We start from the raw sequence: 21,838 nt of genomic DNA on the forward strand, positions 1-21,838 counted from the left end.
AATCAGTTCACAAACCGGAAATCCAGCGTTGAGATCACCGATTGAACAAGTTGCGCCCACCGTTGGAGACGATCGGCATCATCATCCGAATCCGATTTGAGAAACGATAAACTCAATGCCAGTTCTTCGGAACTCGGGAGACGCCCCAACGCGACTTCGAAGAGTCGTTGAACACGCTCTTGATCCGATAATTTGTGGTCGGCCAGTAACGACTTCGCAGCCGCCTCACAGCGACCGATCACCCACGAGTTATTCATCAGATACAGTGCCTGCGGTGCCACACCACTGGAGTTGCGTCGACCCGTCACCAAACTGGGATTCGCTCCATCGAAAACTTGCATCATTTCGGGAATCGAATTCCGCAGGACCGGCCAATACACCGCGCGTCGGCTACTTTCATACTGATATCCGTAATCGGCGGACAAACCGTCTCGAAATGTTTTTCCACCGTGTCGGAGTTCAACTTCTCCACTGACACACAGCAAGGCATCCAATATGCACTCCGCCTCCAACCGCTTCCGGTTCATTTGCCAGAGAAGACGATTTTCTGGATCGACTGTCATCCGATGAGCATTCTCTTGGATGCCAGGGGGGTGACTACTTCGCTGGTAAGCGTCTGTCAGAACAATCTCACGGATGAGCGACTTGGAGGACCAATCGTTGTTGATCAATTGCCGAGCGAGATAATCCAGCAATTCTGGATGTGATGGTGTTTCCCCGGTCTTGCCGAAGTTGTCGGGAGTGCGGACGAGACCAGCACCAAAGAGCCAGTGCCAAACGCGGTTGGCCATCACGCGAGCCGGCAACGGATTGCTCGGATCCGCTAACCACTCTCCCAACTGCACACGGCCGCTTTGATCGTCGGGCATGGAAACCGTGCTGTTGCCAGACGCGACCTGCAAAAAGCCTCGCGGGGCGACCGCTCCCAAATTGTGAACGTTGCCCCGAATGTTGATGCGGGTGTCCGTGATTTCCGGTTGTTCGACCACGCCCATGTACTGGGGTTGTTTCGGAGCTTGCCTCTGGAGATTCTTGAGGTCGGCTTCCAGTGACTTGAGACGAGTCGTTAACGTATCGATTCGTTGCTTCTCGGCTAATGCCTTGGCTTTGTCCTCGGGGGACTCCGGAACAGCAATGGAATTCGGCAGATCGGGGGCTAGAAACTGAACTGCGTCGGCGATAACAACACCGTTTGCACCCGTATTAGAGACCGTCACGATTGCCGGCTTATCAGTGGTGAACTCGAATTTGCCGAGCGAATGAAATAATCCGTCAATCGGCGGTCGCACCCGTTGATTGATGGACGTCATATGCTCGCCGTCTGCCGAGTGCACCACGACCGGAACTCGCGTGCTCCGGTTACTTCCAACCGAAACGGAAAGACGAACTTCATAGGTTCCGCTTTTGGGCAATTTCGTTTTGTAGATGACCGACTTATTTCCGCGTTCCTCGTTTTGGTCGTGATGGTAGCCGTTGTTGACGTAGGGTTTGTTCGATGTCGATTGCTGCCAGTCACCTACGTAGGTGGCGTCCTCATCGTCAATCACGATACCCGGCAGCGAATCGATCGGCACGACGACCGCTTTGGGCAAGTTCTTCCCAAGCTGTTTCTTGACACTTGCGATCTCATCTTCCAGAGATTTTGACCGCTCCGCGAATTGGTCGATTTGTGCTTGCTGCTCTGGAGTGACGGCGAGAGGCAAATCCAACCAGCGGGAGACGTTACTCGTTCGCAGCGTTCGGACGTTGCTAAGAATGCCCGCCATGGCGTAGTAATCACGCGTGGGGATGGGATCGAACTTGTGATCGTGACAACGCGCACATCCAATCGTCTGGCCGAGGAACGCGCTGCCAATGACGGTGAGTTGTTCATCAACCACATCCATCCGCAGCTTCTCTTTGTCCTGATCCTCGAGATTGGCGTCGGTCATCGTCAGGAAGGTGGTGGCAATTGCATTGCGACGCTGCTCCGCGAGCGACTCCGCTGGTAACAAATCTCCTGCGATTTGCTGTTTCAGAAATTCATTGTAGGGCAGATCGGCATTGAACGAATCAATCACATAATCGCGATATCGCCACGCTTGCTGCTGGACCAGCCCTCGCAGGGTGACCGATTCCGCGTACCGAACCACGTCCAACCAATGTCGCCCCCAACGCTGTCCAAACGCCGGTGAGGCCAGCAGTCGATCGACGAGCTTCTCATACGCGTTCGGTGACGTGTCGGAAACGAACTCATCAATCTGTGTCGGCGTGGGCGGTAGGCCTAGCAAATCGAAATACAACCGCCGAACGAGCGTGCGAGCGTTGGCAGCAGGAAATGGTTTAATCTCTGCTTCACGGAGACGGCGATCAATCAATGCGTCGATCGACGTCCGATTGGAGTTTGGTTTCGCAGGCAAAGCGACGACGTGGGGAATCGGTTGGTATGCCCAATGTTGGCGTCCGGCTTCGATGTCGATCGTGCGTTTCACGGAGGTGACGGGTTTTCCGCTGCGTGGATCGGGCGCACCGCGACGGATCCATTCCTCAAAGTCTGCAATCACAGATTTCGGCAATGGACCACTGGGTGGCATCTCGAATGTTTCATACCGCAACGCATCGAGCAGCATCCCGTCGGTCGGATCACCTGGGGTTACCGAAGCACCGCTGTCGCCACCTTCGAGTAACCCCGCCCGCGTGTCGACGAGCAACCCGCCTTTGAGTTCATCGTTCTCGGCGGCGGCTTCGCTGTGACATTCGTAACAATGCTCGACCAAAACCGGGCGGATTTTCTGCTCGAAAAACTGCAAATCGTCCGCCGAGAATTTCGCATCGGCTGCGTGAACGGTCAAACTCTGGCTGACACAGAGTGCAATCGAAAGGAGTGTTGAAAGTTGAACAAGTCGAACCATTGTTGAAGTCAATCGAATGAAAAAGATTCAATGCGATTTCAGGGTTCAACAGTATAACGCGCATCAGTCTATTGATGCGAACGTTCTTCGCAAGAATCTAACTTTCGAGAAATTCGATCCCAGTGAAAACACGACAATTGCGGTTATGACTCCAGTTGGAAATTGATCTCGTTGGCTTGGTCTTCAACAGTTTCTTCGAGGGTTGTTTCGAGATTGTATTTCGCCGGGACAATCTCCTCAGATTTGATGATTTCGCCGGCCGCGTCTTTGGTGTCGTTGGCTTTACTAATCGAAACTTTGTGCTTACCGATTTTTGCTCCCGGAGTGTTCTCGTTGTACATCAATGTGTACTCGCCATTGGAACCAGTCGTTGCGGAGGAAGGTCGACCAGACTCCGGTTGAAACGTGATTCTGGCGTCGGTCAATGGTTCGCCATTGAATGTCACTGTACCGGTCACCTCCGCGACATCGGGCATGTCATCAGGGGCACTAGAGCACCCGGCAGCCAATCCGAAAACGCAAACGACAATCGCGAAACGACCGAGCAGCTGGGTCATGGTTTTCATAATCATTCCTTGTAAGAATTTCTGAAGAAAAGAAACCGAAGGTTCGGTCTGAAGGTCTCCGGTTTTCTTTGAGATGCAGCGACGCTCAAAATGGAACACGCACCGAAGATGGCCTCGGTGCGTGCGCAAGTTTCCCATGTGTAATCTGAAACCAAAAAGTGTTCACCGAGTTTGACTGCTAGTATGCAGCACTCGGGTTAGTACTCGCCTACTGGTTGCTCATCATCCATCAAGCCGAGACGCTGATACACGCCGAGATTGGCTTGATTGAAATTGCCGGCGAGTCCGGTGCTGTCACCGACATTGGCGTTACTGTTGCTGAAATTGATGTTTTCGCTGATGAATTGCACAGTGCCATCACCGAACAAGAAGTGGGCACCGCCAGGGTGCGAACTACTGAAGCCCTCCACACATCCGTTGTTGCCAGTCTTTTGTGTCTTCAGGTTCAACGGGATACTCACGCGTCCCGTCACATAGTTGATCCCACGGGGACCAGGGCCACCATCATTCCGAACGCCAGCCCACACTCCGGCGGAACAATCGAAGTCTCTCTCACCGACCAAGAACGTGTTACTTGAACCGTCGATCATGTCAGCGAAGGCGGTCGCACTATTTCGGTAGAGCGGACCTGTCGGGTATTCGATAATATCCAACGCCGCAAATGCACCCGCACCCACATAGTTGGATGTGCCACCAAAGAAGCCGGTTCCTGGCATCGCGGCACCGGAACCGCTTCCCTGGAAATCGACGGTCTGCGGAGTGCCTTTCACTGTGTCTTTCGTGCGGTCCGACGGACAACGATAGACTTCAATTCGCTGCTGAACGATCGAGCGATCCGGGGTACCATCGCTTGAATCGGTATCGGCTAATGTGTCAGCCAAGGTGCGATTGGCAGGGTCCAGCAGTTCATAGAGATTGTTTTGTTCGATCATGGGCATGATGAAAACTGCCCATCCCCACTGTTGCGGCCCGGTCGGCGGATCGGCGGAGTTCGTGGTGCTGATACATCCGGGCGGGAATGAACCGTGAGTGTCATGGTAATTGTGAATCGCAATCCCAATTTGCTTGAGATTGCTCTTACATTGTGTCCGTCGAGCCGCTTCTCGCGCTTGTTGGACGGCGGGTAGCAGCAACGCGATCAGAATCGCGATAATGGCAATGACCACTAGCAATTCGATCAACGTGAAGCCACGTGGCTTGTTGTGTCTAACCATGACAGTTCCTCCGAGAAAATTGAAAAGAGACCTAGAACAAGACTGAGGATCGTGAGTGAATACTCATCAATAATGTGAATCTAATAGAATTTTAACTTGATAGGATGAATGCGTCCACGTCGAAGTGTTGAATTGATGATCGGTCGGAAAACCGAGTGGTGAACTGTTATGAACACATCGTACAACACACGCAACACCGCTCAGCGGAGATGGTTTCGGTCGAGTTTTCAAATTTGCAAATTCAGTCCATCTTCGGTGATTTGAAACGGTACGATGCGGTCGTCACAGGCACTGCCTCGGTGTTTGGCAACGTGCAATGCTCGGCCCATTTTCGCGCCGTCACGGGTTTTGCCCATCATGATAATTGTGTTGGCGTTCGAGAGGACATCGCCGCTTTCGATCGGTCGTGCGAGCATGTCGTCCAACATAACTTCGTGAGTTGTGTAGAGGAGCAGCGTGGCGATGTCTTCGTGTCGGTAGTGATGCTCCTGAACCTTCTCAGCATTGGCTCGGTATTTCACACGAAATAAGTCTCTGGCGACCCAATCGGCGTCTTTGTGCAAGATTTGGTGGTACACGTAGTCGAAGGTATGAAACTGAAAAGAGTCACTCGCCTTTTCCGCGGGTTCGACCCCGTCAATCACACAGCGTCGCACGCCGTGAACGAAGTTACCGTAGAACCAGGCGATGGCGATATTCAGCTTTTTCGCAAGTTCGGTTTTCCATTCCCGTTTGGCATCGACTTCCAAGTCACTGAATGTCACCCGCCGACCGCTGCGACGGAAGAGATGGAGATAATCACGACGAATTTGTTCTGCATCCCATACGGATTCGGGATCGATATTTTCATCCGTCGATCCGGAGGTGATGGACCAATTGAACAGACGTTTCGCGTAATCGGTTTGGTTTTGGGAATCCCCTCGACTGGTCATGTCGAAGATGATGCCACGCTCGCCGTCTTCTTGCAGTCCTTGATTGGCGAAGGTCACGCCCAGTTGCGTTTTGCCGATGCCAGTCGCCCCGAGCACAACGGTGAGTGTGCCGGGCAGCAGTCCGCCGCCGAGAAGCGAATCAAGTTCGGGGAGACCAGTCGTAACACGTTTAGACATCAGATGCTCTTCGATGATTTCAGGGCTCCCGATTCGGTAGTCGGAATTTCGGCATTGGTGGTGGGAGCGCAAAGGTCAACCAACGCCGCAACACGGTTATCGCACAATGACACTCACGAGACCGGGTTACATTCAAACGGAATGACTGCCGCTAGGTGGATTTCGGAACACAAAGGCTTCCGCATCCACCACGACACTGAACACGGGGATTCGGCCTAGATCGTGATTTGCCGATCACGGGCAACGACATCCCAGCGGCCGATCAGTTCGCCATTTTCGACGACATAGGCTTGCCGGTGCAATGCCGACGTGGGGCAGATGTGTCGCGGTATGCCGAGAAGTTCATCGCCCGGTTGGTACTTGCTCGCCAACGGTGTTTCCAGCACGAGATGTTCCTCGTTGTGCAACACCTGTTCGGCGTCTGGCAAGTCGGGGAACATGACTCGATTGCCCATCGGTGGATCGGCGGCGATGGACTTGTTGCCTAAATCGACGGTCAGCCGATTCGGGGTCGGTCGGCTGATGACACGGGTCAGCATCATCGCGGCAGGTTGGAAGTTCAAGTCGGGGAAGATCGTGCCATAGCCACAGTCATGCAGCACGCAGGTGCCCGGTGAGAGTTCCACCGTCTGATCATCGACGCCGGCGTAAACCGGAAATGACCCCGTTCCGCCCGCGACAATCTTGGGCACATCTAGACCGCGTTGTTGCAGTTGCTCGCGAAAATCCAGAGCCGTTTGGAAGTCCGCGAGGACTGCCGATTTCCGTTCTTCGAAATCGACTTGGTGATGATGTCCATCGTAAAAATGCAGACCACCTGGATTCACGCCCGGTGAATCCGCGATTTGTTGGTACAACGCAGCGGCTTCTTCGACGAGCTCTTTTCCCGTGCGATGTAAGCCGGAATCACAGTCGAGAAGCACATCAATCTCGGTACTGGCGGCGGTCATCGCTTCCGAGAGTTGAGCCAGCATTCGGGTGTCGTCTGCGGTCACGGCGAATTTGACATCCGGATATTTTCGGCAGAATGCAACGGCACGTCCAATGTTCGGCCCGACGAGGTTGTACGCCAGGAAAATGTCTTTGACGCCGGTATCGGCGAGCATCTCGGCTTCTGCGAACGTGGCAGCTTTATGCTTGGTGATGCCCATGTCCAATTGTCGTTTCACGACTTCGGGCATTTTGTGCGTTTTGCAATGCGGACGGAGTCGGTTCACATCGCCCGCGACACGGACCATCTCGGCGATATTCGCATCCAGCACTTCGGTGAAAACGACCAACGCAGGCGAAAAAATTTCGGTAGTTTTGGAGATTTGGTAGGTCTGGGACATTGAGGAGTTTCCAACGGTGTGTTCGATCGAGCGGCGGGTTGGCGGTGATTCTAACAAACCCGGAACTGACTTTCCGCCGTATCACCGATTTCCACTCGGGTTGGTCGGAAAACACTTCGCTCTCTATACTGCGGACCGAATTGGCTTTTTCCGGTTTTTGAATGGTAGTCTCATGGCGTCCGAGTGGCGATGCGAACCCATCAGCGGCGATATGATCTTGTTCGCACCGGATCGAGTTCGTCGTCCGCACGCGAAATCGGACCAGATCGATTGGACACTGCCCGCGGACGATCCATTCGCCGAAGGTCAAGAGCACCAAACGCCCGGCGAAGTTTTCGCCCTTCGTGAACCAGGAACGGCCGCCAATACACCCGGTTGGTTGGTCCGCGTGGTTCCGAACAAGTTTCCCGCGTTGTCTCCAGGGAGCGCGACTTCATCACCGGCAGGCGTCGAGTTCGCGTCCCACCCCGCCAGCGGTGTGCATGAAGTGATCATCGAGTGTCCGCAGCGGGAATCGCACCTCACTCGACGACCGATTGAACAAACACGCAACGTGCTTCTGGCATATCGCACGCGGATGCAGTCGCTTCGTGATGAAAAGAGCGTCCGACACGCATTCGTTTTTAAGAATCACGGTCGATTTGCTGGTGCATCGTTGCTGCATGCACATTCGCAACTCATGGGGTTCCCGTTTGTTCCACCGATGGTTCTGAAAGGACTGGATTACGCCCAGCAATCGACAGGCGACGCATTCACCAAATTGATCCAAAAGGAACTCGAAGACGGCTTACGCGTTGTTCGAACCTCGCCTCAGTTTGTCGTCTTTTGTCCGTTCGCGTCTCGATTTCCTTACGAGATGTGGCTGTTGCCTCGCCGGCGTTCCTCTCACTTTGAACAAACCAACAATTCCGATTTGTTTGAGCTTGCAGATGTGTTGCGGGATGTGTTGCTGCGATTAGAAGCTGTCACCGGCGATGCGGCCTACAACTTTGTGTTGCACTCGGCTCCGTTTGGCGAAGAGCATCCGAACTATCGTTGGCAGATTCGCATTCTGCCGCGAATCACCGGATTGGCGGGGCTCGAACTTGGCGGTGGCACACACGTGAATCTCGTGTTGCCGGAAGACGCCGCTGCGGAACTTCGCTCGGACGGAGCCACTATGTAGACGAACCGAATTCCTTTTGAATTCGTTCGCCGAAACCAATTTCTGGGCTGAGAAAGGGATGCTTGTATTGCTCGACCGATCCGCCCTCACCGCATTGGCGTTGGATCGCAAATCGCTGCCAAGTGCCCGGCGACAGGGCCACGCATCGCAACGGCTGCAAACGGCCACTGGCACGTTTGTCGGCGTATTCGCTGTTCAGCGTCTTCAGTTTGCGGTCGATGGCATCTGCCAAGTTCGCGGTCGTTGACAGTTCCGTTTCGGTCAGCAATTCATATCCCGGCGGATCACCCCAAGCCGGGGCAAGCGTGAATTGTTCGAGCACGAGCCCTGCTTCATCGGCGGCTTCCCGGACGGCTCGCACCGCTTGCGATTCAGCAATCTTTTCGCCCGTCAAATTCGAAATATGAGCCCCCTTGTGAAGGAACTCGAGTGTCGGCGTCGTGTGATAGTAGCCGGTGCAGCGAACCACGTCACAGATGTCGTAGCGATAAAACCCCGAAGAAGTTGTCAGCAGGATGTAATAGGACTCGCCGATTTGCAGTTCATGAGCCAACAAAACGGACGGACTTGGTGATCCGTATTCCGCCTCCGGAATGAACTCGAAAAAGTGGCTTGTGACGTCCAACACACCATCGGGACGATTGTCTTGTAGGGGAGTCGTCATTCGACCTTCACTAGCGGAGAGTCCGGGGTCGAGAATCGGACCGTCTCCGTAGTACTCTCGCAGTTTCGGCAAATAAGCCGCCGCACTGCCGCCCGTCCAAACTGCGATGAGCGCTAAATTCGGCCAATAGTCTTGCGGATCGAGTCGGTCTCGAGATGACTTCAACCGCTCCAGTTCCGCTGCTCTGCGTGGATTCCGAGCTTGGATTTTACGCCGAATGGCGGAACGCACCACCAATGGGACATCGGCCGAGACGGTTAGCGTCCCGTCGGAAATGTCGCGAATGAGAGATTCCGCTTCCCGATCAGCCCGCTGTGCAAGGTGAATGAGCGTGCTGGGATTGGCCGTCATCACCAACGCAACTTCCGGATCGGCCAACGCAATTCTCAAGGCGGTATAGTGTCGAGTGGTGGAATCTTCGATCTTCGATAGCACCCCCGGGACCGTGTACATCGATTGCACGATTCGCTTCTGCAGCGACGCCACAAGTCCGGTAATGCTGCCGCAACGAGTTCCCCCCGGTGTGCGAAACTGATCGTCATTACTGCTGAGCTGAAGGATTCGTCCTTGCGAGACTTGGGGGTAGTTGTCGAGCATTCGGATGCCCCACACCTGCCAACCACGCCGGTAATCATCCAAGAATCGTTGAGTGATGGGGATGTATTTCGTCGCCGATGTCGTCCCGCTGCTAAGAGAGAACATCAGCAATGGGTTGCCGCTCCCCAAGAGCGCGTTGAATTTCCCTTCACGAACCTGATCAATGTCAGAACGGTAGAAATCGTAATTGGTGAGGGGAAACTGCTTTTGCAGGTCGGCGGGCGTTTGAATTGCCGATAAGCGGTGTCGCTGGCCGAATTCCGAGTCGGCATTCAAAGCGAGCAGGTTGTGTAAGACGGTTTGCTGGACCGATTGGCAATTTTGGGTGGCGTGTTGGAACTCGCGGAGTTGTCGTCGAACTCGCGCACGCGGGACGGAACCGACCACGTGACGGAGTTTGCCAACCCAGCTCATAAAGTTCGGCCCTCGTTGGAATTGCTACAGAACTCATCGGGGCAAATGGATTTTCATCCGCAGCAGCGCAGCGAAAACGCCGATCCGTCCGTGAAGAACGATCGGCGTGGTGCTTTGTCGGACCAGCTTAATCTTCGTCGTCTTCCTTCTTCTTCTTTTTCTTCTTCTTACCGACCACGGTTTTGATCACGCGGACTTTCGGCAAGCCAAATGGGCTTTGTCCTTCGCTCCAGCGTTCTTCCATTTGGAGCTGCTTGATCCGTTCACCACGGCTCAAGACATTTCGGGACCGCACGAGACGGCCTGATCCTTTAAGACTCTTATCAATTGTCATCGAATCACCTCACCTAGCAGTCCCGTTTCGAGATGAAACACGACTTCATAAACCTTCAACACGGCGAAATCCAAGTCGAATAGAATAGGCCATGCCCGTGATTGTTGTCAACGGATCGCCCAAGCTCGAATACTGAATTTCCGTTTCGGACGACTGTCAGTCTCCGTTGATCGACCAACTCATCGATCGAAAACCATCGGATTTTGGAAATTGGACTCTTCCGAGCATCGACAGCACTTCCGAATTTCCCTCGGTCAACTTTACACGTCATGTGTGGCAGCGTAGCGTGTGAACATGTGCAAAAGAACGGCAATCAATTGAGCAAAGTCACATTATGCAAATTAGATTGAGTCTTCGTTTCGTCGTCGCCACCCTGACGTTGGTATTCGGCTTGAGCCATGTTTCAGCATTTGGCCAGTGGGAGGAACGACCAATCGGACGTGATGTCCAGGGGAACGTCTTGCATGCGATGGTTCCGGAATCGGTGGAGGCGTCGCGGGCCAAAGTCTTGTTGATCGGCGGTGCGAAGTGGCTGGCAAGTCAATCAAGCAATAGTTTTCCCAGATCTGTGGATGTCTTCGCGATCGATTTCCCGCTTCAGGGGCACGAGTTTCCGCCCAAAGGAACGGCCTACAACAAAGGTGATATCGCGGGATTGTATCTGTGGCGTTGGATTGGCTCGGAGGGGTTCGACACGGTTTTCGTCATCGGTGACGGTGGCGAAGCTCTCAAAAACGCGTTGGAATCTCACGACGTGGCCAAGGTCGGGAAAGTCCCTTGTCGATTGGTCGCGACTGCGGGTGAAGTGAAAACGGCACTCCAGACGAATGGTGTCATGGTTGGAAAGCCGGATTCCGCGGCGGTGCGGATTCGCCAGCGGAAACAACGCACGCCGATCGAAGTTGCCACCGCACTTTCTCGTCACTACGGCAAGCAACTGCGTTCGATCGCCTACATCCCTTCGCTGGCTGTCATTGGGCGTCAGCGATTAGGGGAATTCACCGGAAATGCGGAATTGAACAAAGAAGCTGAAGCGGTGATTGCGCCGTGGTTGAAACGGGATCACCAGCCGTCGGGCAACAAGGTCCCCGGCGGTTCCACGGTTGCGGGTTACCTCGTTTTCGCGGATGCCTACGCCCGGACGAAGGAACCAAGAGCGAAAGAGATCGTATTGGACATCGCATCGATTGGACTGGCGAAGAAATCCGGTCAGCCGGTGGGTTTTGTCCCGAACCATAGTGAAATGAGCGATTCCGTCTTCATGGATGGACCGATTCTCGCCACTGCCGGTCGTTTATCCGGTGATACTCGGTATTTCGAGGCGTGTCTCAATCACACTCGGAAAATGCAAGAACTCTGCCTACGAGATGATGGACTCTATCGCCACTCTCCACTCGATGAAGCTGCCTGGGGGCGTGGCAATGGTTTTCCCGCACTCGGTTTGGCACTGGTGCTCAGTGAGTTGCCTGTCGACTGGTCGGGGCGTGCGGAGATTCTTCAGGACTTTCAGAACCACATCGCTGCACTGGTGAAGCATCAGGACGCCACAGGTATGTGGCATCAAGTGGTCGATCGTCCTGAGAGCTACCGGGAATTCACGAGCACCTGCATGATCACATTCGCGATGTTGCGAGGCATGCGTCACGGTTGGCTTGATCCAGACAAGTATCGAGAACCGGCAAACCGCGGATGGGACGCGATCAAATCACGGATCGGTTCGAACGGTCTCGATCTCACCGACGTCTGCACCGGAACCGGGAAGCAGAAGAACTTGGAAGCGTATTTTCACCGAACCGCGATCCTCGGCCGTGACGATCGCGGAGGTGCGATGGCGTTGATGGTGTCCACCGAACGTGCGTTCTGGGAACGTCAGAACGCACGATGACCAGAATCAAGTTGTCTTAGGAAAAGAAGTCGAGTCTCTCATCTTGAAACGGGTGGAGATTCTTCAGGCTTTTTTCCTTCGGGAGGACATCGAGGAGTGCCTCGGCGATTCGGAAATCCTCTTGTGTGGTGATTTTCAGGTTCATGGGCGATCCCTCCACGAGCGTGACCGCATGGCCCAATCGTTCAACGAGACTCGCTTCATCGGTCGGCACGAAATCGCCCCGTTTTGCGTAGGCTTCGAGTAGCAATTCTCGCCGAAACACCTGGGGCGTTTGAGCGTACCAGAGGTTTTCCCGCGGGACGGTTTCCGTAATGGTGTGCGTGTTGTTGTTCGATTCCCCGCGTTTCAAGGTGCTGGAAACGCGGACCGCTGGGATGGCGGCTCCATTTTCGGTGGCCGCTTGAAAGATCGCGTCGATCCATGTTTTCACGAGTAGCGGGCGGGCAGCGTCGTGAACGGCGACAAACTCGGTGTCGGCTTTGACCTGCGCGAGTGCATTTTGCACGCTGTCGGCTCGCTCAGCTCCGCCTTCGACAATCTGCACATCCATAAATGCCAAATGCGGACGGAACTTCTCCCGAAACCAATCTTTGTCATCGGGACTGACCACCACAAGCGTTTGCGAGACATCTTCGCGATTTGCAAAGTGCTCCGCCGACCGCACCCAGACGGGGCGGCCCTTGAGTTCCACGAAAGTTTTCTTGCGATTCTGCATCCGAAAGCGTGTGCTGCGACCGGCGGCGGGCAAAATGACAGCGAATTTGGACATCGTTCCTCTCCGGACCCTGGCTTCTGTTCCAACACGTCGACTTCAAATCATATGCGAAACCGTTTCGAAAGTTGAATGCCCGATCGACTTCGTTTCGCGAAACAGTCGCTTCGATGTTGCCGAACCTCCACATTCCTCAGCTCAATGTTGTCTTCGGACGACATCATTCGACGTCTTTTGAGGACGGGATGACTGTGTTGAGACTCATAATTCGTTTGGTGGAAATGGATTATGTCGATTGCGTTTCGGTCCCTTGACGTTCTGGCATCTAATTTGTTCTGCAACCACATATCCGAAACTCTGTCATCCCAAACGCCGCTGGGCATCAATCGGACGGTTTTCGTCGAGATGCCCCTGCGAAACGAATCAGGTTTTTCATGTCTCAACAAATCGTAGCCGTTTTGTCGCGGAATCCGCAGTTGACTTCGGAATTGGCTCTCAAGTGGGCCGGACGATGTCTTCTTCTGATCGCCGAAACTCCAGAAGAGTTGCGTGAATTCCTGACGAGCCACCGCCCCCAAACGTTCCTACTCGATTTTTCACGCACACAGGGCGCTGGGACGACGGAATCGCAGTTGTTGCATGATCTACGATCGCGGGAAGACGAGACTCGCTTGTTGGTCATTCCGCCACAGTTTTGCAGCGAGCCACTTGCACAAACCATCAAGCAGACGAACGCGACTCGGCTGGTTCAACCGTTCGATGAGAAGGCGATCGAACTTTTCACATCGGAACCGTCCGTCAAATCCGACGCCGAATCACAGCCAACCACTGCGGTTGCCCCTCATACGGTTTCGAGCGATTCCGAGAAAACCACGGGGAACGAGATTGGTGCGGAAACGGTGCTTACGGGCATTTCCCGGCGGTTTGAAACGAATTCGCCACAACTCAAAACGATGCTGCGTGACTTGGAAGTGGCCGCCAAGCACAACGTGACAATTCTGCTCATCGGCGAGACGGGATCGGGGAAAACGTTTCTCTCACGTTTGATTCACGAAGTTTCGCCCAGACGGAACGAACCGTTCGTGAACGTTGCCTGTGGTGCGTTGCCGAATGAGTTGATCGAAAGCGAACTGTTCGGTCACGTGAAGGGTTCGTTTACGAGTGCCCATGCGGACAAGGAAGGGAAGTTTGTGGCGGCCAAGGGCGGTTCGATGTTGCTCGACGAAATCGACGTGCTCGGTTTGGAGCAGCAGGTCAAACTTCTTCGCGTGATCGAGACCGGCGAGTTTGAAGCCGTCGGGTCGAACATCACCCTCAAGTCGCAAGCCCGACTGATTGTGGCGAGCAACCTGAATCTGCAACCGCTGGTCGAAGGAGGCAAGTTTCGGCCGGACTTGTACTATCGACTCAACATGTTGAAGTTCGAAATCCCGCCGCTTCGCGCTCGCAAAGCGGACATCATGCCGCTCGCGAAGAAGTTCATTCAGGCCCAGCAACAGAAGCACGGCGTGGAGATTCACCGCATCGAACGGGGATTATTCGATGCTCTTTACGAGTACCCGTGGCCGGGAAATGTGCGGGAGTTGGAAAACGTGATTCAGCGAGCCGTGATCTATTGCCAAGACGGTGTGCTCGCCGCCAACCATCTCCCGGATCACATTCTCAGCGGAATGGCTGGTCCAACGAACGATCCCACTGTGAAACTTGGTCCGCAACGAATGGCGGTCGAGCCGGAAAGTTTGAACGACCAAATCGAATTAACAGAGAAAGAAATTATCGAGCAGGCCCTGTTCCACAACAGCTACAGTCGCACCAAGACGGCCAAGGAACTCGGTATCAGTCGGGTCACCTTGTACAACAAGATGAAGAAGTACGACATGATGAAATAACTCACGATTTGCTGAGCAAACATCTGTACGGAGTACGAATTTGAAATGAAGATCGATGCGGAACGTGGCAATTTCGGTTAAGACGCGGTACGGTTTTAGGCATCAAAGAATACCTCGCCGATACCGTCTGACTAAGAAGTTTCGCCATGAAATGCTTTGCCGCTCTGCTCGTCTTACTGGCGATTGTCTCGCCCGCAGTGGCACATCCGCCGGGTGATGGTGGACACCACCATCACGGGCCTTCTGTGACGATTTTGAACAAAGACAACTGGGATCATACGGCTCCGCATGGGAAGGAAGTCGACGCCATCTACGGTGACGCCGTCCTTCGTAATGCCCATGTGACCGCCGTCATCGCTCAACCGATTCCTACTCGCAACGCGAATATGACTGTCCGGAACGTCGGCGGTTGTTTGATCGACCTGACCGGCAACGGCAGTCGAGGCGACCAACTCAGTTCGTTCTATCCCGGGCGGCGTGCGTATCCGTTCCGACAGATGACGCAATCGCAAGATCAATCATCGACCACCGTCAATGGCAAGACGAGCAAGACATCGAGTGCGGAAGTCGTGGTCCGAACTCAGGCGACGAAAGATCGTCCTGAAGTGAAAGTGGCTTACCGTCTCGAAAACGACAATCCGTTTCTGCTCGTCTCAACGACGTTTCGAAATCCTGGGGAAAAACCGCTGACGGTCAATCTGGACGACGACATTCGCTTCGACACTGGCAAAGAGCAAGCCATCAAATCGCCCAACGGCACCAGTGATCTGTACTACATCGAAGACCAATATTGGGGCCACGCCGTCGGCGTTCAAGTCGTGGACGATGAGCGTGCCATTCGCTCTCGGAGCGACTCCCGTTACTCCGTGCTGGAATACATCAGTGGAGACAAAAAGGATGTCGCACTTAAACCAGGCGAGACCGTTCGAATCACACGACGATTAATCCCAGCCAAGAATCTGCTCGAAGTGCAGGCCATTGCGGATTCACTCAACGGAACAGAACTGCAACCGTTTCTGGTCGATCTCACCGATGGAAACGGCGAACCGATCCCCGCCGCACTCGTTGAGATCAAACAAGATGGCAAACGACGCGGCACCGGGCGAACCAACGAAAACGGTGAATTGGCAACATCATTGCCGGCAGGGAAATACGAGATCAATGTGACCGCGTTCGGCGTTTCGTTGTCGAGGGCGAATCCGACGGAGGTCGAAATTGACGCCGTCAAAGATGATGGCGTGCATCAGTCAATTCAATTCGGCAGTTGGAAGCCCGGCCGTGTGATCGCGAAAATCACCGGCGAAAACGGCAAACCAATTCCATGCAAAGTGGAGTTCCGTCCCCAAGGCGACACGCACAAACCGTACTTCGGACCGGAGTCCGCGGAGTACGGCGTGATCAACTTGCAATATGCTCCGCATGGGACATTTGACCAAAAGGTACCGGCCGGGATATACGAGGTCGTCATCAGTCACGGTCCGGAGTTCGATGCCGCCACTCAAGAATTGACCGTTGCGGAAGGTGAGAAAACGATGCTCACCGCCGAGTTGAAACGCACCGTCGACACGACCGGTTGGATCAGCAGCGATTTCCACAGTCACAGTTCACCATCCGGTGATAACACCAGTAGCCAAACCGGACGCGTGATCAATCTGCTGTGCGAGCACATCGAATACGCCCCGTGTACCGAGCACAACCGAATCGACACCTACGTACCGATTCTGAAAAAACTTGGCATCGAAGATCAAGTTGCGACGGTTTCCGGGATGGAACTGACGGGCAGTCCGTTGCCTTTGAATCACCAGAACGTATTTCCAATGATTCATCATCCGCATGAGCAAGATGGTGGCGGACCAGTCACTGATGTCAGTCCCGAGACCCAAATCGAGCGAATCATGCTCTGGGACAATCGTAGCGAGAAACTGATTCAACAAAACCATCCCGATATCGGCTGGCTCTTCTACGACAAGAACGGCGACGGCAAACCGGATGGGGGTTATTCCCGCTCGCACGAACACATCCACGTGATGGAAATTCACCCGGTCGATGTGGTGCTACGCAACCAGAAACAAGTCAAGGAAGGCAACTCCTGGCACCAAACACGCATCTTCCACTGGTTGCAGTTGCTCAACCAGGGATACCGTATTCCCGGCGTGGTCAACACTGACGCCCACTACAACTATCATGGTTCCGGTGGATTACGAAACTGGATCCGCACGAAAACCGACGACCCTGCCGAAGTCGAATCGATGGATCTTGTTCGCAACTCAAAAGCCGGGCAACTGGTGATGTCGAATGGTCCGTTCTTGGAATTCACCGTTTCCGAACCCGACTCGGACAAGTCTTACGGACCTGGTGACGACTTCCAAACCAAGTCGCGGACGCTTGTGGCTCATGTGCGAGTCCAGTGCCCGAACTGGTTGGACGTGGACCGCGTGTTCCTGATGGTTAACGGCCGAGTCCATTCCCTACACGATTATCGTCGCAGCACACACGCCGACAAATTCCAAGATGGCGTGGTGAAATTCGATCAAGAATTGGAGTTGGAAGTCGCGGGAGATGCCCACATCATCGCCGTCGCCGGGGCGGAAAACCGCACGGTCGGCCCGATCATGGGGCCCGGTTGGGGCAAAGCCAAACCAGCAGCGTTAACGAACCCCGTCTTCGTGGACACCGACGGAAACGGCTTCACGCCCAACAAAGACACCCTGGGAGTCCCTCTTCCCGTAAAAAAACGGCGTTAGTGTCGACGTAACTGGCAATTAGGAAACGAGTTAAGATTCTCGACTCCCCAAGTTCACCTTCGCGGCTTGGGGAGTCGTTTTGCGTCTGAATGAATTCTTCTTAAAATCGGTCGTGAACTCTAACTCATTGGCACGACAACGATTCCGAAGAGAATAAGGGGGCATATTGCCACGAATCCGATATTTTTTCGAAAACGATAAAATAATTTCCATGTTTCGAGCATCGTATTTATAATACGACTGGAACCTCCCAATATTCTCCGAAATAAACCGCCTCGACAAACCCCCGTTGATTCCCCACTGTTTGCGTTCACTGGCGGTGCTGGCCACTGGCTCAACCGATTTGACACTTTCGATTGTTGGGCCACTCGCACACTAACCACCAAGAAGGTTTGACTATGCTCAATCGCAGAAAAATGTTGCAAGGAATGGCCGCCGGTACTGGCGCTGCACTTGGGCTTCCACTGTTATCAGATCGAGTTTGGGCCTCGTCCACCGGAAGCACGACTCCGAAGCGGATCGTGTTTTTCATGCAAAACCAAGGTTTTGATCCCGAAACCTGCGTCCCCAAAGGCATGACGAGCAGTGGTTCGCTCGCGAAAGCCAAATTGCCCGAACCCATTAGTGCTCTGGAACCATTCAAAGAGCGTCTACACATCATCAATGGTTTGCACGGTCGCCACACCAGCCCATCGCACAGTGCGTTCTTCGGGGCACTTGGTGGCTATCGTGGGAGTGATGGTGTGCCGCCAAGTGCGTCAACCATCGACTACGAACTCAGCAAAGTGTTGCCACAAACGCTGCTACCGCACCTTTGCATTGGCATGGACTCCATCGAGAACATGACGACCAAGCCGACCATCGCGACTCTGTCCGCGAGCGGTGCTGGTCAACCAATTTTCATGCACTCGAATCCGAATCACCTCTATCAAATGCTCTACGGTGGCATTTCCGCGGGAGAAATTCGACTTCAGCACGAGGCGCAATCGAATGTGTTGAACCAGATCGAACAACTCGCCGCCGCGAAAGGGCAATCGCTACCATCCTTGGATCGGCAACGTTATGGCCAATACGTGCAAGGGTTTAAGGATGTCAACGGGTTACGGGATCGGCTCGCAACCGTTGCCGGGCATCTCCGCAAATTCGCACCCAAAGTTGACGAACGGTACACCAAACCCGAATTCGAAACCGACTGGCACGACTGCCTACTCGACCTGGGGATTTCGGCTCTTACTTCGGGGATTACCAATACGCTGACGATTGGCTCCGGCCGGGGAGAAATCTTCGGAGCATGGAAAGGCCTGGGAATCGAACAGCAAGGCCACAACCTGGGGCACATGGAACAACCGGACAATCCCATTTGGATCAAGATCCGTCAGTACAACAGCCAGATGTTGGTCCGCATTATGGAGAAGCTGGAAAGCGTGCCTGAAGGCAGTGGCACGATGATGGATCACACGTTGATCGTCTACACCAGCAACAACGCGGACAAACAACACACCAACGGGGCGAACTGGCCTGTTATGTTGCTGGGGAACCTCGATGGGGCTTTCAAATCCGGCTGTTTCACGCAGTTGGACGGGAGTCGTCCGATCAATGCTTTGTATACAACGCTCCTGCGGGCGGCCGGTGTGCAATGCAACCGATTCAACATGGACGAGAAAATGGCTGGAAAATACGACAACAGCAACGGTCCGCTCAAGGAATTGTTGGGATGATCACGGCTCGATTGGCGATGGGGATGGTGCTCGCTTTCGGTTTGCTGCTGAACGTGGCCGATGCGGAATCCTATACTCCTGGAGAGAAGATCGACGGCGACTTCAAGAGTCTGGCTGGTCCGTTCATCGAGCAACATTGTCTCGATTGTCACGGTGAGACGGACCCGGAAGCGAACCTGTCGCTGCATGACTTGGGACCCGTGGACGAAATCAACGCGGCCACGTGGAAGGCCGTCTGGGCACAAGTTACGCTCAAAGAGATGCCGCCGGAGGAAATGCCGCAACCGGAGACAATCCAGCGGCTACGGTTTTCGGATTGGATTGTCGGTGAACTTTCACGCGTGATGCGTGACAAAGGTGGCTTCCACGCTCACCGGGATCCGAACAAAGCCAATTTCGTCGATCATGATCTGCTTTTCGGGCCGCTACCGGAGGGGATCAAACTTGTTCCGACGTCATCGCCAGCCCGGATTTGGCGGGTGACGCCTGAGGAACACATCACACGCCTCAACGAGCTGATCAACAAAGAATCGCCATACGATCCCGCCAAACCCGGTTTGCGGACGCATGGTGATGCCGTGCCGACGAACCACGGTGGCGAACTCAAACTCTATTTTGGGACGGACCGCATTATCAAATGGCAGGGCGGAACCGTTGCCTACGCCACCGCCGTCAAAAGTGTGCCAGCGGTGCTGTCATCGGCTCGCGATCACGGTTTGGAAAACTACCCCGATTTCTACACCGTCAACAGTGCTGAGGCGACGCAAATCATGAGCGTGGCCCAAGACATTATTCGCTACATGGCGGAAGGCCCGTTAAGTATCGCGAATCCGGAGCAGATCACCGACGACCCGAATACTTACAAGATGGAAGGCGACATTCGCGGTCTGCCCACCAGTCTTGTTTACAGTACGAAAATTATGCGTCCGTTGACGCCCGTGTATGAACTCATGCACGAAGATGGCGTGGACGACGAGCGTTTACGTTCCGCGGTCAATTATCTTTTTGAATCGCTCACCTTTCGCCCGCCAAGTCAGACGGAAGCCGACGCTTACCTCGCCATTGTGAAGCAGTCCATCGAAAAGCTTGGCAAGGAAGGTGGTGCTGTCTTGGGGCTTTCGTCGATCTTTCTCGACCGTGATGCCCTCTTCCGACCAGAGTTGGCCGAGAGCGGTCAACCCGATCAGCACGGACGAGTGATGCTTCAAGACTGGGAACTTGGGCTCGCTGTCAATCATGCGTTTCGCTACATCAAACCCGATGAGCAACTTCGTGAAGCCATCGTCAGCGGGCAGATGCGGACACGCGAGGATGTTAAACGCGAAGTCGAACGCATCCTGAACGATGACAGTATCCGCAAGCCACGCATCTTGCAGTTCTTCCGGGACTACTTCGATTACGATCTTGGCGGGTATATCTGCAAAGACTCAAGAGCATTAGCTGCAACCGGTGCGAGCAATCGTGGAGCAGCCCACTACCGGGCCATGTTCGATGCGACTGCAAGTACCGATCGGCTCATCGAGCTGATCTTGAAGGAAGATCAGAACGTTTTCAAAGAGTTGCTGACCACAGACAAAGTGGTGGCCACGAAAACAGACAATACGTATTTCGGCCGAAAGAACTCCGAGGAGGAGCGACGAGCGTCTGTTTTGGCGGCAAGGAAAGCTGCGGCTGCGATTGAAGCCAAGGAGAAGGCCGAGCAGACGGAGTTGGAAAACGAGATCAAGACTCTCAAAGAATCGATACAAGCTGCTCCCAAGTCAGAACGAGATCTGAAGCGGGAACTCGGCCGCAAAGAGCGAGCCTTGGCCGCATTGAAAAAGAGACTGGTTGCGAATAAACGACAGCGAAACAATGTCAACCACAACGTGACCGAGACGAAACTGACCGGGCCGAAAATTTTTGCTCGGGTCAGTCGTCGAAGTTTTGGTAGGGGATCGATGAAACCGGAGCGAGTATTGGCGACCGTGCCGGAAGGGCAACGGCTTGGCATTCTCACTCACCCCAGTTGGCTTGTCTCGCACTCCGATGCAATGGACAACCATGCAATCCGTCGCGGCAAATGGATCCAAGAACGTCTGCTGGGTGGTGGAATCCCGGATGTGCCAATCACCGTGGATGCAATGCTCCCCGATGAGCCGAATACCACACTTCGCGAACGCATGCGTGTCACGAGAGACACCTATTGTTGGACATGCCATCAAAAGATGGACCCGCTTGGTCTCCCATTTGAGATGTATAACCACGCGGGCCTGTATCGGGAGACGGAACTCGGTAAGCCTGTCGACACCACCGGTGAAATCATCGATTCCGGCGATCCGGAACTTGATGGTGAAGTTTCCAATGCCATCGAAATGATCCAGAAGCTCGCCGAGAGTGAACGTGTCGAACAAGTGTTTGTGCGACATGCATTTCGTTTTTGGATGGGCCGAAACGAAACGCTCAACGACGGTCTCGTGCTTCGCGACGCATACCGTGCCTACAAAGACAACGGCGGCAGCATGAATGCCCTACTCGTTTCGTTGCTCACGTCGGATGCGTTTCTCTATCGCACTCGCTCGGATTCGACGCTGACCCGAGCGAACTGAACTCGCAAATTATT

At 54.1% G+C, this 21,838-nt stretch carries 14 protein-coding genes; 6 read left to right on the forward strand and 8 right to left on the reverse strand.

Annotation, left to right across the window (positions count from 1 at the left end):
- Positions 1 to 2: 2 nt before the first annotated feature.
- The 5 genes from G6R38_RS10655 to G6R38_RS10675 all read right to left on the reverse strand — a co-directional run bounded on the left by G6R38_RS10655 (position 3) and on the right by G6R38_RS10675 (position 7,111).
- Positions 3 to 2,891, reverse strand: a complete 2,889-nt coding sequence (locus tag G6R38_RS10655; protein WP_166824395.1) for a DUF1549 domain-containing protein — start codon at positions 2,889 to 2,891, stop codon at positions 3 to 5.
- 143 nt (positions 2,892 to 3,034) lie between these two features.
- Positions 3,035 to 3,457, reverse strand: coding sequence for a carboxypeptidase-like regulatory domain-containing protein (locus tag G6R38_RS10660; protein WP_166824398.1), 423 nt, complete (start codon positions 3,455 to 3,457; stop codon positions 3,035 to 3,037).
- A gap of 197 nt (positions 3,458 to 3,654) precedes the next feature.
- On the reverse strand, positions 3,655 to 4,671 hold the full coding sequence (locus G6R38_RS10665; protein WP_166824401.1) for a DUF1559 domain-containing protein: 1,017 nt from the start codon (positions 4,669 to 4,671) through the stop codon (positions 3,655 to 3,657).
- Positions 4,672 to 4,898: 227 nt separating this feature from the next.
- The gene (locus G6R38_RS10670; RefSeq protein WP_166824404.1) at positions 4,899 to 5,780 is read right to left on the reverse strand and encodes an RAD55 family ATPase; all 882 of its coding nucleotides are present in this window, start codon (positions 5,778 to 5,780) and stop codon (positions 4,899 to 4,901) included.
- Between the two features lie 215 nt (positions 5,781 to 5,995).
- Entirely contained in the window at positions 5,996 to 7,111 is a 1,116-nt protein-coding gene (locus G6R38_RS10675; protein WP_166824407.1) for a D-TA family PLP-dependent enzyme, read from the reverse strand.
- Positions 7,112 to 7,283: 172 nt separating this feature from the next.
- Here G6R38_RS10675 and G6R38_RS10680 point away from each other — a divergent pair, with 172 nt between their 5' ends.
- Positions 7,284 to 8,276: a galactose-1-phosphate uridylyltransferase gene (locus G6R38_RS10680; RefSeq protein WP_166824410.1), complete on the forward strand. Its 993-nt coding sequence runs from the start codon at positions 7,284 to 7,286 to the stop codon at positions 8,274 to 8,276.
- On the opposite strand, the gene G6R38_RS10685 is transcribed toward G6R38_RS10680, so the two are convergent.
- Complete coding sequence (locus G6R38_RS10685; protein ID WP_166824413.1) at positions 8,269 to 9,951, reverse strand: GH3 auxin-responsive promoter family protein; 1,683 nt, start codon at positions 9,949 to 9,951, stop codon at positions 8,269 to 8,271. The genes G6R38_RS10680 and G6R38_RS10685 overlap by 8 nt on opposite strands.
- 127 nt (positions 9,952 to 10,078) lie before the next feature.
- Complete coding sequence (locus tag G6R38_RS10690) at positions 10,079 to 10,285, reverse strand: small basic protein (protein ID WP_166824416.1); 207 nt, start codon at positions 10,283 to 10,285, stop codon at positions 10,079 to 10,081.
- Positions 10,286 to 10,619: 334 nt separating this feature from the next.
- Between G6R38_RS10690 and G6R38_RS10695 the strand changes: the two genes are divergently transcribed.
- Positions 10,620 to 12,170 (forward strand): glycoside hydrolase family 88 protein, encoded by a 1,551-nt coding sequence (locus tag G6R38_RS10695; RefSeq protein ID WP_166824419.1) that lies wholly within the window; start codon positions 10,620 to 10,622, stop codon positions 12,168 to 12,170.
- A gap of 16 nt (positions 12,171 to 12,186) precedes the next feature.
- On the opposite strand, the gene ispD is transcribed toward G6R38_RS10695, so the two are convergent.
- Positions 12,187 to 12,942, reverse strand: coding sequence for a 2-C-methyl-D-erythritol 4-phosphate cytidylyltransferase (gene ispD / locus G6R38_RS10700; RefSeq protein WP_166824422.1), 756 nt, complete (start codon positions 12,940 to 12,942; stop codon positions 12,187 to 12,189).
- A 377-nt stretch (positions 12,943 to 13,319) separates the two neighbouring features.
- Between ispD and G6R38_RS10705 the strand changes: the two genes are divergently transcribed.
- The 4 genes from G6R38_RS10705 to G6R38_RS10720 all read left to right on the forward strand — a co-directional run bounded on the left by G6R38_RS10705 (position 13,320) and on the right by G6R38_RS10720 (position 21,824).
- Positions 13,320 to 14,774, forward strand: coding sequence for a sigma-54 interaction domain-containing protein (locus tag G6R38_RS10705; protein ID WP_166824425.1), 1,455 nt, complete (start codon positions 13,320 to 13,322; stop codon positions 14,772 to 14,774).
- Positions 14,775 to 14,920: 146 nt separating this feature from the next.
- On the forward strand, positions 14,921 to 17,518 hold the full coding sequence (locus G6R38_RS10710) for a CehA/McbA family metallohydrolase (protein WP_166824428.1): 2,598 nt from the start codon (positions 14,921 to 14,923) through the stop codon (positions 17,516 to 17,518).
- 398 nt (positions 17,519 to 17,916) lie between these two features.
- Positions 17,917 to 19,236: a DUF1552 domain-containing protein gene (locus G6R38_RS10715; RefSeq protein WP_166824431.1), complete on the forward strand. Its 1,320-nt coding sequence runs from the start codon at positions 17,917 to 17,919 to the stop codon at positions 19,234 to 19,236.
- Positions 19,233 to 21,824 carry a DUF1588 domain-containing protein gene (locus G6R38_RS10720; protein ID WP_206028547.1) on the forward strand — a complete coding sequence of 864 codons (2,592 nt, stop codon included), beginning with the start codon at positions 19,233 to 19,235 and terminating at the stop codon, positions 21,822 to 21,824. The genes G6R38_RS10715 and G6R38_RS10720 overlap by 4 nt, the downstream gene beginning before the upstream one ends.
- Positions 21,825 to 21,838 lie beyond the last annotated feature (14 nt).

Origin of the sequence: Thalassoroseus pseudoceratinae (assembly GCF_011634775.1) — a bacterium.
In the GTDB taxonomy this organism is placed as follows: Bacteria; Planctomycetota; Planctomycetia; order Planctomycetales; family Planctomycetaceae; genus Thalassoroseus; species Thalassoroseus pseudoceratinae.